General features: G+C 60.6%; 14 protein-coding genes. All 14 read left to right on the forward strand.

The features are described 5' to 3' along the window. Window positions 1–20: 20 nt before the first annotated feature. From KF885_04235 to KF885_04300, 14 genes are read left to right on the forward strand one after another with little or no spacing between them, the layout of a single operon-like run. Window positions 21–1,601 (forward strand): hypothetical protein, encoded by a 1,581-nt coding sequence (locus tag KF885_04235; GenBank protein ID MBX3048360.1) that lies wholly within the window; start codon window positions 21–23, stop codon window positions 1,599–1,601. Between the two features lie 20 nt (window positions 1,602–1,621). Beyond that, window positions 1,622–1,870, forward strand: a complete 249-nt coding sequence (locus tag KF885_04240; protein ID MBX3048361.1) for an acyl carrier protein — start codon at window positions 1,622–1,624, stop codon at window positions 1,868–1,870. Continuing rightward, window positions 1,860–3,050 carry a hypothetical protein gene (locus tag KF885_04245; protein MBX3048362.1) on the forward strand — a complete coding sequence of 397 codons (1,191 nt, stop codon included), beginning with the start codon at window positions 1,860–1,862 and terminating at the stop codon, window positions 3,048–3,050. Before KF885_04240 ends, KF885_04245 begins: the two co-directional genes overlap by 11 nt. Next, window positions 3,043–3,513, forward strand: a complete 471-nt coding sequence (locus KF885_04250) for a GNAT family N-acetyltransferase (GenBank protein MBX3048363.1) — start codon at window positions 3,043–3,045, stop codon at window positions 3,511–3,513. Before KF885_04245 ends, KF885_04250 begins: the two co-directional genes overlap by 8 nt. A gap of 1 nt (window position 3,514) precedes the next feature. Further along, entirely contained in the window at window positions 3,515–4,285 is a 771-nt protein-coding gene (locus tag KF885_04255; protein MBX3048364.1) for an AAC(3) family N-acetyltransferase, read from the forward strand. Further along, window positions 4,282–5,604: a DUF4910 domain-containing protein gene (locus KF885_04260; protein ID MBX3048365.1), complete on the forward strand. Its 1,323-nt coding sequence runs from the start codon at window positions 4,282–4,284 to the stop codon at window positions 5,602–5,604. The genes KF885_04255 and KF885_04260 overlap by 4 nt, the downstream gene beginning before the upstream one ends. Beyond that, the gene (locus tag KF885_04265) at window positions 5,601–6,464 is read left to right on the forward strand and encodes a sulfotransferase domain-containing protein (GenBank protein MBX3048366.1); all 864 of its coding nucleotides are present in this window, start codon (window positions 5,601–5,603) and stop codon (window positions 6,462–6,464) included. The genes KF885_04260 and KF885_04265 overlap by 4 nt, the downstream gene beginning before the upstream one ends. Continuing rightward, window positions 6,458–7,318 (forward strand): sulfotransferase domain-containing protein, encoded by an 861-nt coding sequence (locus KF885_04270; protein MBX3048367.1) that lies wholly within the window; start codon window positions 6,458–6,460, stop codon window positions 7,316–7,318. The genes KF885_04265 and KF885_04270 overlap by 7 nt, the downstream gene beginning before the upstream one ends. Before the next feature lie 42 nt (window positions 7,319–7,360). Further along, on the forward strand, window positions 7,361–8,305 hold the full coding sequence (locus tag KF885_04275; protein ID MBX3048368.1) for a glycosyltransferase family 2 protein: 945 nt from the start codon (window positions 7,361–7,363) through the stop codon (window positions 8,303–8,305). Next, window positions 8,305–8,979, forward strand: coding sequence for an acylneuraminate cytidylyltransferase family protein (locus KF885_04280; GenBank protein MBX3048369.1), 675 nt, complete (start codon window positions 8,305–8,307; stop codon window positions 8,977–8,979). The genes KF885_04275 and KF885_04280 overlap by 1 nt, the downstream gene beginning before the upstream one ends. Continuing rightward, window positions 8,980–9,960, forward strand: a complete 981-nt coding sequence (locus KF885_04285; protein MBX3048370.1) for a phosphoglycerate dehydrogenase — start codon at window positions 8,980–8,982, stop codon at window positions 9,958–9,960. It begins immediately after the preceding gene. Window positions 9,961–9,993: 33 nt separating this feature from the next. Continuing rightward, window positions 9,994–10,755, forward strand: coding sequence for an SDR family oxidoreductase (locus KF885_04290; protein ID MBX3048371.1), 762 nt, complete (start codon window positions 9,994–9,996; stop codon window positions 10,753–10,755). Further along, the gene (locus KF885_04295) at window positions 10,752–11,567 is read left to right on the forward strand and encodes a DUF115 domain-containing protein (GenBank protein ID MBX3048372.1); all 816 of its coding nucleotides are present in this window, start codon (window positions 10,752–10,754) and stop codon (window positions 11,565–11,567) included. The genes KF885_04290 and KF885_04295 overlap by 4 nt, the downstream gene beginning before the upstream one ends. Window positions 11,568–11,575: 8 nt before the next feature. Then, complete coding sequence (locus tag KF885_04300; protein MBX3048373.1) at window positions 11,576–13,102, forward strand: glycosyltransferase family 39 protein; 1,527 nt, start codon at window positions 11,576–11,578, stop codon at window positions 13,100–13,102. Window position 13,103: the final 1 nt, after the last annotated feature.

Below are 13,103 nucleotides of genomic sequence, written 5' to 3' on the forward strand. Positions count from 1 at the left end.
GCGCTCGGAGGGGAGCACCTTTGCTGGCACGCATCTCCTCTAAGCTGCGCAATCTGCTAAGCACCTACCGCGCCCGGCGCATTGCCCGGGACGTGGCCACCAAGGCGGAGCCGCAAGGCCCCGCAGTGGTGTTTTTTAACTCCTCGGCGCGCATGGGCTTCATCAGTCAGAATGCGGCTTTCTCCATCTTGTCGGCCTGGGGACTGCGTTTGGCCGGGGTGCGCATTGTGCATTTCATTTGCAGCAGCGGCATGCGCCGCTGCGTGCTGGGCACCAATGCGCTGGACCCCAACGAAGAACCGGAATGCAACGAGTGCATAGCGTTGTCCCGCCACCTATACGCCGATGCCGAGACGCGCTGGTTTGGCTTTGAGGAGCGTGCTGAGATTGGCGCCGACATTCAAGGTATGGACCTGGCACAGTTGACGGAGTATAGCTACCAGGACTGGCCGCTGGGCCAGCTGGTGTTGCCCAGCCTGCGCTGGGCATTGCGCCGCCACCACTTGGAAGATGACAAGCAGACGCGTATCTTCTTCCGGCAGTACATCCTCTCGGCCTACAACGTCGCCCAGGAGTTTGAGCAGATGCTGGATGCGGTGCAGCCTAAGGCAGTCGTGCTCTTCAACGGCATCATGTTCCCGGAGGCTACTGCCGCCCTGGCCGCCCGGCGGCGCGGCCTGCGCACCATCACCCATGAAGTTGGCCTGCGACCCTTCACCGCTTTTTTCACTGAGGGCGAGGCTACCGCGTACCCTATGGATATTCCCCCCGATTTCCAGTTGGATGCTGCCCAAAACGCTCAGTTGGATGAATATTTAGGCAATCGTTTCCAGGGACGTTTTAGCATGGCGGGCGTGCAGTTTTGGCCGCAGATGCAAGAGTTGGGCGACGCTTTTCTAAGCAAGGCCGCCCAGTTTAAACACATCGTGCCCATATTCACCAACGTCATTTTTGATACCAGCCAGGTGCATGCCAATACCCGCTTTGCCCACATGTTTGCCTGGTTGGATGCCTTGCTGCCCATAATCCGCCAGCATCAAGACACATTGTTTGTCATTCGCGCCCATCCGGATGAAATGCGCCCCAACAGCAACAAGAAGAGTCGCGAGAGCGTGGCTGAGTGGGTGCAGGCCAACCGCGTGGCTGAATTGCCCAATGTGATCTTTGTGGATGCCACTGAGTACCTCAGTTCCTATGCGCTCATTCAGCGCTCGCACTTTGTGATGGTCTACAACTCCTCCATCGGCTTGGAAGCTTCTATTCTGGGCAAGCCGGTGTTGAGTGCTGGGGCGGCGCGCTATACGCAGTACAAGACCGTTTTCTATCCCGCGTCTGCCGACGAATACCTGGGCCAAGTGAACCAGTTCCTGGCAGCTGAGAGCCTGACGCAGCCGGCTGAGATGGTCAGTGAAGCGCGCCGGGTGCTGTACTACCAGCTGTATCGCACGGCGCTGCCCTTTGGCGATTTTCTGTATCCGCACGCCACCAAGGGCTTGGTGCATTTCAAAGATTTCCCAACAGAGGCTTTACAGCCGGAAAATTCAGCAGCGGTGCAGGCCGTCTTCGACGGCGTGATAAACGACAAGCCTTTTCTGGTATAAGACTGCAAATGAGCACTGATATGACAGACACCCCTTTGATGGATGAGTTGCTTGCGCTACTGGCCGAAACTTTCCGTGTGGATTTGACTGAGATCGACCCAGATGCTCAACTGGGGGAATTGCCCCAGTGGGATTCGATGGCACATATGGATTTGATGCTGGCTTTGGAAGTCCGCTATGGGGTGCAAATCACAGCAGAGACGATTGGTGGGCTGACCAGCCTGCCTTTGATCCTGGCGCATGTAGAAGAGTTGCAGAATGGCGGCTGAACACCGCTTCGCGCCGCAGGTGACCATTCCAACGCACTTGGTGGGCCAAGTGCAGTCCAAGTTGGCTTATGTGGATGAGGCCATCCAAACTGCGGAGATCGCGCCTGACGGCGACAGCGTCCACCTGCAGCTGCGTAGCAGCTTGAGCGCTGAGGCATTGACTGCGCTCGAGGCCAAGGTGCAGCAAGTGGTGGCGGATATGGCCAGCGGCGCCTTGCCCCCCAAAGTAGAGGTATTGGAAGACCACATGGCCCGCCCAGTGCCGTACGCCACCGACCCGATGCCTGAATTGTTGGCGCGCGGCGAGGTGAGCCGCGAGCACACTGGCATTTATTCGCTGGGGCCGCTGGTCACGCGCCTGATCGAAGTCTTTGAGCGCTATTTTGTGCTCCTGGCCGCCGAATTTGAGGCCGCTCCGCAGCGTTTTCCGACGTTAATCTCCGCGGAAAAGCTGGATCGGGTTAAGTATTTCCGCGCCTTTCCTCACTCGTTGACCTTTGCTACGCACCTGCGTGAAGACCTGCATGTGATCAATGACTTTGCCGAGCACACGCATTATGAAGAGACTGGTCTCAATGCGCCCCCAGAGGCTTTCTCCAAGATCCAGGCGCTGCTGTCCCCGGCGGTTTGCTACCATTACTACTTTGCCTTGGCAGACAAACCGCTGCCCGGCGGCCAGCTGACTGCCACCGCTGTGGGGCACTGCTTCCGCTACGAGTCCAGTAACTTGAACACCCTGGAACGCTTGTGGGACTTCACCATGCGCGAGATCATCTTTGTCGGCCCGGCCGACTTCGTGCTGGAGAACCGTGAGCGCGGCCGCCAGAAAGTTGCTGCTTACCTGGAACAGATCGGCCTGGCGTACCTGGTGGAAAGCGCCAACGACCCTTTCTTCGTCGGCGAGTTCCGCAAGCAGGCCGCCTTCCAAAACGCCTTTCAACTCAAATATGAAATCCGCGCCCGCCTGCCGTTCAAAGAAAGCTCGCTGGCGGTGGGTTCGTACAATTACCATCAAGATTTTTTCGGCCGCCACCTCAACATTACCCTGCCCGATGGCAAGCCTGCCCATACCGGCTGCGTGGCCTTTGGCCTCGAACGCTTGGCCTATGCCTTTTTGAGCCAATACGGACTGGAACCGGCAGCCTGGCCAGCGCCGGTGCGCGAGGCACTGCATGGCTGATTGGCCGGTGCGCTCCGCCGAAGAAGCCGATCTGCCTGCAACCGCGGCCGCCTGGCTGCGCCTGCAGCAGTTCCACCACAGCCTGGGTTTGGCTTTTCCCCTGCCCGTCGACGCGGCCGAGAAATGGCTGGGCAGCTTTCAGCGCAGCCTGGGCCGCTTTAGCTTCTTATGGGTGGCCGGGCCAGTGGGGCAGCCTGGCGCCTTTTTGCTGGCGCGTGTGAAGCAAAGCGCCGCCTTTCTGGGTGCTGTGCAAGTGGGCGAGATCAGCGATTTGTATGTAGACGAATCACTGCGCGGCTCTGGCTTGGGGGCGCAGTTGACCGATACGGCTTTGCAGAAATTCCGTGAACTTGGACTGCATTCTGTGGAAGTGCAGGTGCAGGCGGGCAACCAGGCTGGGTTGGACTTTTGGCACAAGCAGGGCTTTGCCACTGACCTGACCCTGGTGCGCAAGGTGTTGTAACATGCCGCTGCCGGAACTGACCGCGGACGCATTACGCCAGGCTTTACAGGCCGTGGGCATACAAGCGGGCGATGGCCTACTGGTGCACTCGGCTTTGCACCCGCTGGGACGCCCTCAGGGCGGGCTGGAGATGGTCCTGGCCACGCTGCTTGAGCTGATTGGCGAGGAAGGCACCCTGGCCGTACCGGTTTTCAATTTCGCCTTCGCCCGCGGCGAAGACTATGACCCTTACGCCACCCCCTCGCAGGGTATGGGCGCTTTCTCGGAATTTGTACGCACACAGCCCAAGGTGCTACGCACCACTCACCCCATGCAATCCGTGGCTTTGCTGGGGAAACACGCCAAGGCCCTGGCCGTGCCGGATACCTGCTCCGCTTTTGACCAGGGCTCGGCCTTTGAGCGCATACTCCAATTGGACTTCAAACTTTTGTTGCTAGGCGCCGATATTCAAGCTGCCTCCATGGTGCATTACAGCGAGCAGCGCGCCAATGTACCTTATCGCTATTGGAAAGACTTTCATGCCCGCGTGCACCTGGGCGGGCAGTGGCTGCCCAAGAAGTATTTGATGTTCGTGCGAGATGAGCAGTACCAGCCGCAGCTGCGGCTGGCCCCGATTCAAGAGAGATTGCAAGCTGCCGGGCAATGGCGCCAGGCTCCGTTGCACTTTGGGCAGGTGGCCGCCTGTCACCTGGCGGACTTTGTGACCGCCACGGATGCGCTGCTGGCGGCCGATCCCTGGGCTTTGGTGGCCAACCGTCCGGAGTCTGCATGAGCAGCATGCTGGAACTGATCAAGGAGTTATGGTGGCTGCCGCGCCATCTGGTGTCGGATGGCTACGATGCCGCCCTGGCGCGCCTGGCCGAAGAAGTGCCCATGACCATCCATGAAGTGCCCAGCGGAACCAAGATCTGGACCTGGACCGTGCCGGAAAAATGGGGTTGTGACGAAGCTTATTTGGAAACCTTGGATGGCCGCCGCTTGATCGACCTGGCCGACAATCCTCTGCACGTGGTTTCGTACTCGCTGCCATTTGAGGGTGAGGTCAGCCGCGAGGAACTACTCAAGCACTTACATTGCCATCCCCATCTGCCAGACGCGATCCCCTTTGTCTTCAAGTATTACCAGCATGATTGGGGCCTGTGTGCGCCCAAGACCTTGATCGACAGCTTGGATGAGGAACGCTACCTGGTCAAGATCGCTGCTCGCTTTGAACCCGGCGCGCTCAAGATTGGTGAGGTCTTCGTCCCCGGCGAGGTCGAAGATTGCTTTGTGCTGGCTGCCCATCTGGATCATCCAGCACAGGTCAACGACGACCTCAGCGGAGTGGTGGTGGGGTTGGACGTGATGCGCGCCTTGCTGGCTGGCCCCAAGCCACACTACAGCGTGCGCTTCCTGGTCTTTCCCGAAACCCAGGGGTCCATCGCTTACCTGAGTCAGCATGAGCATTTGCTCCCACAAATGCACGGCGGGCTGTTCCTGGAGATGCTGGGTAATGATGCGCCGCACACGTTGCAGCTCTCCCACCAGGGCCACAGCCCGGCCGACGGCGCCCTGGTGCTGGCGCTGCGCCAACGCGAGCCCGAGGCTTACGTGGGCGCTATACGTACGATTATTGACAATGACGAGCGCCAGTTCAATGCGCCTGGCGTGCGGGTGCCCATGCTCTCGCTCTCGCGGGTGGTCAACCCGCAGCTGCCCGGGTCGCGCTTCTATCCTTATCCGCAATATCACTCCCATCTGGACCGCCCAGAGATCGTCTCACAGCAAAGGTTGGAAGCTTCGCGTGATCTGGTGCTGGCATTGCTGGCCGCTTTTGACCAGACGCGCTATTTGATCAACCATTACAAGGGCGAGATCTTTGCTTCCGGCTTTGGCCTGTGGGTGGACTATCACCAGGACCCCGAGGGCCACCGGCGCCACTTCCGCATCATGGATCGCATTGACGGGACGCGCAGCGCCGCCGATATTGCGCTGGAGCTGGATTGCAGCCTGGAACAGGTGATGGACGTGGTGGATCCGCTGGTTGAAAAAGGCCTGGTCTCGCTGAGCGATCGGCCGCAACCCAGCGATCCGCATCTGGGAGCTGTATGAGCCCGCTGACTGCACTCAAGCAGCCGTTCAAGCAGGCGCGCTGGCAGTGGCGCCGGGCGCAGGCCGCTCGCCGCTGGGGCCGGCAGCTGGCCGAGTCTGTGCCAGCCGTGGTGGGCAACGCTATGCCTAAGTCCGGCTCGCACTTACTCATTCAGATCCTTAACGGCCTCACTCAGCTGGGCCCTTTTGTGGACCCGGGCATGCCGCCGCTCAGCCGCTCAGCGGCCAACCGCAACCTGCCGGAGGCGCAGGTGGTCGCCAACCTGCGCCGGCTGGGGCCGGGCGATATTGCTTACTGCTATTTGCATGCGCGTGCTCCCTATATTGAAGAGCTAACCCGACCGGGCATTGCGGCTTTCTTTGTCTACCGCGACCCGCGCGATGTGATTGTCTCGCAGGTCTTTTACGCCACGCAAATGCACGCGGGCCATGGCATGCACGAATATTACAACCAGGAACTCTCCAGCGTGGAAGAGCGCATTAATGCAGCCATTCAAGGTGTGCAGATGGACACTGCCCGGCTTTCATCGATCGCCGCCAAGTACGAACATTATCTTGGTTGGCTGCAACAGCCGGCGGTGTGCAGTTTGCGCTTTGAAGACCTGATCCTGGACCGTCCCGCGGCGCTGGGTCGTATGCTGGACCACTTGGCCGAACACGGCTTCACTCCGCAGGCGTCACGCCAGCAAGCCATTGATGTCCTGACCGCGGCGGTCAAACCGCGTGCCTCGGGCACGTTCCGGCGCGGCCAGCCTGGCGAATGGCGCGAGCATTTCACAGAAGCCAACAAACAAAACTTCAAAACGGCCACCGATGACCTATTGCAGCGTCTGGGGTACGAGCGAGACCGCAAGTGGTAAGCTCCGCTTTCGCCGCCCGCCTGGTGCGGCGCCACTTGCGCCGCTGGTTGGCCCAGGCTCGTTTTGCGGGCTTGCCCATCGGACAGATGCCCTGGCTTTTCGGCAATTCTTTCCCCAAAAGCGGAACCCACCTGCTGACGCAAATCCTGGCCGGTTTTACTGGTTTAGGACCGGTAGCCGCGAGCGGCATGCCGCCAGTGCTGACCTTTGAAGGCGCCAGTGGCCTGCCTCGGCCGCTGAACGCTATTCTGGCTGACTTAGAACGTTTGCGGCCCGGCGATATTGGCTATGGCCATTTGCATGCTTTGCCGCAGTTGGTATCAAAACTCACTTCACCGGGCGCGGCCGCATACTTTATTTACCGGGACCCACGCGACGTGGTCGTCTCACACGTCTTTTATGTCACTGATATCAGTAGCCGGCATGTACACCACAAGTACTACATGCATCAGCTCAAAAGCTTTGATCAACGTCTGAAGGTCAGTATCCTCGGCCGCCCAGAGTTGAAAGTGCCCTTTCCGGATGTCCGCGCTCGCTTTGAACCCTATCTGGGTTGGTTGGAACAGCCCGCAGTGCTGAGTCTCCGTTACGAAGACCTTTTGCAGGATACTCTTGGCCAGTTGGGACGTATTTGGGACTACACGCTGCAGCGCGGTTTTCAGACCCGCTCCAGTCGGGAGAACGGCGTGCAGATACTTGCCCGGGCCATCCAGCCTGAGAACTCGCCTACGTTCCGCAGCGGTGGTTCAGGCGGCTGGAAGAAGCACTTTACCCCCGCTCACAAAAAACTCTTCAAAACCGTCACTGGCGACCTATTGCAGCGCCTGGGGTACGAAAAAGACCAGAACTGGTAAGATTCGGCTATGCAGCCCTCTGCAAACGCCAAAAATCCCCGCGTGTCCTTTGTCATCCGGGCGTTTAATGAGCAAAAACATCTCGGCAACCTATTGGCGGCCATCGAGCAGCAAAGCTTCCGTGATTACGAGATCATCCTGGTCGACTCTGGCTCCACAGACGCTACGTTGGAGATTGCGGCGCGGTACCCTGTGCGCGTCCTGCACATCCAGCCGAGCGATTTCACTTTCGGCCGTTCGTTGAACATGGGCCTGGCTGCGGCGCGCGGCGAATTCGCCGTGCTGGCCAGCGCCCATGTAGTGCCGCTCAGCCGTGAGTGGTTAGCCAATTTGATTGCGCCGTTCGATGATCCGGTGGTGGCGATTGCCTACGGCAAACAACGCGGTGGCGAAGGCACCAAATTCTCCGAAAGCCAACATTTCATCAAATGGTTTCCTGAAGAGACCGACCTGGACCAGCCCAGCCCATTTTGCAACAACGCCAATTTGGCCTTGCGCCTGTCTGCTTGGAAAGCGCAGCCATACGATGAGCACTTGACTGGCCTGGAAGATATCGCCTGGTCTTCAGCCCTGCGCGAGCAGGGCTACAAGATCGCCTATGTGGCTGAGGCCGGTGTGGCTCACCTGCATGACGAGAGCCCGGTGCAGGTCATTAACCGGCACCGCCGTGAGGCGCTGGCCCTGCGCCAGATCCTGCCCAAGAGTCGCTTCAGTTTGGGCAATATGCTCAGCCTGTTTGTGCGCAGCGTCTTCTCCGATTTAGGGGTCGCCCTGCGCCAGGGCGTGTTGCTGCGCGAGCTGGGCGGCATTATCGCTTTTCGTTTTTTGCAGTACTGGGGCACCTATCGCGGGTACCGCGGTCCTCTGACGCCCAGCCCAGCTTTGCAGCAGGTCTTCTATTATCCGCCCAGTTCTCTGGAGAAAAAATCCAGCAGTGGGGCCAAGGCCGCGGACCGGCGCGGTGAGAACCCGGCGAGCGTGCGCTGATGACGGTTCGCCGCATCGTGGCTTTGGTACCCATGCGCGAGCATTCGGAACGCGTCCCGGGCAAGAACTATCGCCTGCTGGCTGGGCGACCTCTGTTCCATTACGTCATCGAAGCTTTACTGGCCTGCCCGCAGATCACCGAAGTGGTGGTCGACACAGATAGCCCCAGCATCCAGCAGGGCCTTGCGCAAGACTTCCCGGTGGTGCGCGTGCTGCCGCGCCCCGAACACTTGCGCGCCGGCGACATCCCGATGAACACCATCCTGTTGCACGATACAGCACAGGTCCCGGCAGATTTGTATTTGCAAACCCACAGCACCAATCCGCTGCTGCAGCCGGCCACTATTCAGGCCGCGATCGAAGCGTTTTTGGCGGATCACAGTAAGGACTCACTCTTCACGGTCACTGCCTTGCAAACCCGCTTATACGATGGCGCCGGGGCGGCGATCAACCACAACCCGCGAGAACTGCTGCGCACCCAGGATTTGCCGCCGGTGTACGAAGAGAATTCGTGTTTGTATCTGTTCACGCGTGAGAACCTGGAAAAATACGACCATCGCATTGGCTCCGCGCCGCTGATGTTCCCCATTCCACGTGCGGAAGCCTGGGATATTGATGAAGAGCTCGACTTTCAAGTGGTTGATTTTCTGATGCGCCAACGCCAGGCAGGTTAGATGTCCAAGACGGTCTTGCTTTCCGCCCCTTACATGCTGCCTACCGTGGAGCGTTTTCGCCCGGCCTTTGCCCGCTACGGCATTGAATTGATCGCCCCGGTGGTGGAGGAGCGCATGGAAGCTGAGCAGATCTTGCACTACGCTGGCCAGTTCGATGGCGCCATCTGCGGCGACGACCGTTTTACGGCAGAGGTGCTGGCCGCCTGCGCGCCGCGCCTCAAGGTGATCTCCAAGTGGGGCACGGGCATCGATTCGATCGACCAAGCCGCCGCCGCGCAGCTGGGCATTGCCGTGCGCAACACGCCCGGCGCTTTCACAGAGCCGGTGGCCGATTCGGTGCTGAGCTATATCCTCGCCTTTGCGCGCCAGTCACCCTGGATGGACCGGGCGATGAAAGCCGGCCAGTGGGAGAAGCTGCCCGGCCGCTCGCTGTCTGAGTGCACCCTGGGAGTGATCGGTGTAGGCCGCATTGGCAAGGCAGTACTGGGCCGCGCCCAGGGCTTCGGCATGCGCCTGTTGGGCCATGACATCCTTGAGATGCCTGCCGATTTCCTGCAGAGCGTGCCGGTGCAAATGACCAGCCTGGATCATCTGCTGGCCGAAGCCGACTTTATCAGCCTGAATTGCGACCTCAATCCGAGCAGCCAGCACATCATCAATGCCGCCACACTGGCTCAGGTCAAGCCCGGGGCGTTGTTGGTAAACACCGCTCGCGGCCCCCTGGTGGACGAGAAGGCCCTGGTGGCAGCCCTGCAAGCCGGGCGGCTGGCCGGCGCCGGCTTGGACGTCTTTGAGCATGAGCCATTGCCCCAAGACAGCCCGCTGCTGGCCATGGACAACGTGCTGTTGGCCGCCCACAATTCCAATGCCAGCCCGCGCGCCTGGGAACACGTGCATTGGAACACCATCCGCAACCTATTGGACGGCTTGGGACTGGCGGCGGACAGCCTGCGGCCCGAGGATTACCCCCCGCTGGCCTGAGCAGGCCGCGGCGGCATGGATACAATACCCAAGATGGACAAGCGCCGAACTGTATTGGTTACGGGGGCCGCCGGTGGGGTGGGCCGTGCCGCGGCCGAGCTGTTTGCCCAGCAGGGCTGGCAGGTATGGGCGCTGGATATTGAGAACCCGAAATCGGCGCTGCCGGCCGGGATCGAATTCCTCCACAGCGATGCAGCTGACCCGGCCCAGATCGATGCCGTAGCCGGGGAACTTGCTGCCCAGCTCCCCGACGGTCTGGACGCTCTGGTCAACAATGCGGCCGTGCAGATCACCAAGCCTATCAACGAAACTACTCCTGAGGAATGGGACTGGATCCACGCGGTCAATCTGCGCGCGCCGTTTTTGTACGTCAAAGCCTTTTATGCCGCTTTGCTGCAGGCGCGCGGCGCGGTGGTCAACGTGTCTTCTGTGCATGCTCAGGCCACCTCAGCCGAGATTGGCGCCTATGCCAGTACCAAAGGCGGCCTGCTGGCACTGACCCGGGCGATGGCGATTGAATTCGCCCCGCACGGCGTGCGCGCCAACGCCGTGCTGCCCGGCGCCACGGACACACCCATGCTGACCGCCGGCCTGGGCCGCGGCCATGTCGCTGGCGGCAGCCTTGACCAACGCAAGGCCGACCTGGCCGGTAAGATCTTGTTGCAGCGCCTGGCCGCCCCGGCAGAGATCGCTGAGGTCATCTATTTCCTGGCTGATGCTGCGCGTTCCAGCTACATCACCGGCCAATCCATCGTCGCCGACGGCGGCGCGCTGGCCCGTCTCAGCACCGAATGAGTTCTTCTTTGCGCCACCAAGCCAAACGCCTGGTGCCTGCCCCGCTGTGGGCCGCCGGACGCCAGTCCTGGCTGGCACTGCGCCACGCCGCTCTGTGGCCGGCGGCTGCCTGGCATCCCTGGCGGCAGGCCAGTCGGCGGCGGTTGGCAGCATACAAGGACGCCTATACCGGTCAGCGCGCTTTTATTCTGGGCAATGGGCCCAGCCTGGCGCGCACAGATGTAAGCAAACTCAAAAATGAATACACCTTTGGCATGAACCGGGTCTATCTCGCCTTCCCTGAATGGGGCTTCCCCACCAGCTTTTTTGTGTGCGTGAATGACCTGGTCGTCGAGCAGTCGGCTGGGGATATTCAGGCGCTGCAAATGCCTAAATTCCTCTCGTGGCGAGCGCGGCGCTTTATCACTCCAGACGAGCACACCAGCTTTTTGCACACCACCTACGAACGCCCCCTCTTTGCTCGGGATGCGGGTGGGCGCGTATGGGAAGGCGCCACGGTGACTTATGTGGCCTTGCAATTGGCCTTCCACATGGGCTTTGAAGAGGTGATTTTGATCGGTGTGGACCACAGCTTCAGCGCCAAGGGAACACCCAACACCACCGTGGTTTCCCAGGGCGCCGACGCCGATCATTTCAACAAGGACTATTTTGGGGCCGGCTTTCGCTGGCAGCTGCCCGACCTGGACATGTCCGAGCGGTCATACGCGATGGCCCGCGCTGCTTACGAAGCCGCCGGTCGCCGGGTGCTGGACGCCACTCTGGGTGGCAAGCTCACAGTCTTCCCCAAGGTTGACTATAATTCTTTGTTCTGACCCTTCGTATGAGACAAACCAAACGCAAAAACCCCGCCTGGCAAGCGCGCTTTTCTGCGCGCTGGGCTGAAATCCTCTTGATCGTCCTGATGGTGCTGGGCTTTGGCCTGCGCCTGGTGGATCTGACCGACCCTCCCCTCGACTTTCACCCCACCCGCCAACTGCGCGGGGCGGTAGTGGCGCGCAGTATTTACTATCAGCTCTCGCCTTCGCCGGATGCGTTCATCCAGCAACAGGCGATTAACATGCGCAACAGCGTTGCCGACCTGGAACCGCCGATCCTGGAGAGCCTGGCGGCCGGCGGATACCTTCTGGTAGGCGGTGAGCAGCTATGGGTTGCCCGTGTTCTGTCCTCATTGTTTTGGGTGCTGGCCGCTGTACCGCTGTTTGCCTTGGCGCGGCGTTTCGTACACTCTGCCGCGGCGCTGTTGGCTGTGGCCTATTACCTGTTTTTGCCTTTTGGAGTAGTAGCCAGCCGTTCCTTCCAGCCCGACCCGCTGATGGCCGCCTTGCTGGTGGCCGCGATGTATGCGGCTTATCGTTGGTCGGCTGAACGCCAAGGGAAATGGGCCTGGTGGGCCGCTGCAGCCACGGGTCTGGCCATCCTGGTCAAAGCCTTCGCCGCCTATTTTGCCCTTGGCGTCATGGCCGCGGCCGTGCTGGCTGCCATGCCGCTGCGCCAAGCCCTGCGGGATAAGCAAGTGTGGACCATGCTGGCCGTGTGTGTGCTGCCGGCGGCTTTGTACTACTTAACCAAAGGGGAAGCGACCTCCAGCGGCTACGTCCAAAACTGGATCGTGGCCCTGCTGCCGCTGGCCCTGGAACCGGGCTTCTATGTGCGCTGGGTGCTCTTCCTGGCCCGGTTGTTGGGCGTGGCCGCCCTGGGCGCCGCGCTGAGCGGTGTGCTGGCGGCTGGCGGCCGCGCCCGCTGGCTGCTGCTGGGCGCCTGGGCTGGTTACGCGCTTTATGGCATTACCCTGCCGCACCAAACCACCACACACGACTATTACCATTTGTTCGTGGTGCCGCTGGCGGCCCTTTCGCTGGCCGGGCTGCTGGATCTGCTGGTGCGCCAGGTGGCCACACAGCCTGGCGGGTGGCGGGCCGCTTTTGCCGGCCTGATGTTGGCGGCGACCTTTTTCGGCGCTTGGATCGCCCGCTCAGATATGCTAGGGGTGAGTTACCACCACGAACCGCCCTATTGGGAGCGGGTGGGTGCGGCTGTCCCTAGAGACGGGCGCACGATTGGCCTGGTATCCGCCTATGGCAACCTGCTCAGTTACTACGGCTGGCGCACAGTGAGCTTATGGCCCACCACCCCGGAGTTGAACCTGGCTGGCCTGCGCGGCAATCAGCCCGCAGAATTCGAAGCCTTCTTCCTCGACCGCACTGAGGGCATGAGTTACTTTCTGGTCACCGCTTTTAACCAGCTACGCGAACAGCCTGAACTGGCCGAATACTTGCAGACGCATTACCCGGTGTTTAGCCAGGGGGATGGCTACATTATTTATGACCTTCGCCTCGCGGCCGAGTAAC

The organism is Anaerolineales bacterium (assembly GCA_019637805.1).
Lineage (GTDB): Bacteria > Chloroflexota > Anaerolineae > Anaerolineales > UBA11579 > JAMCZK01.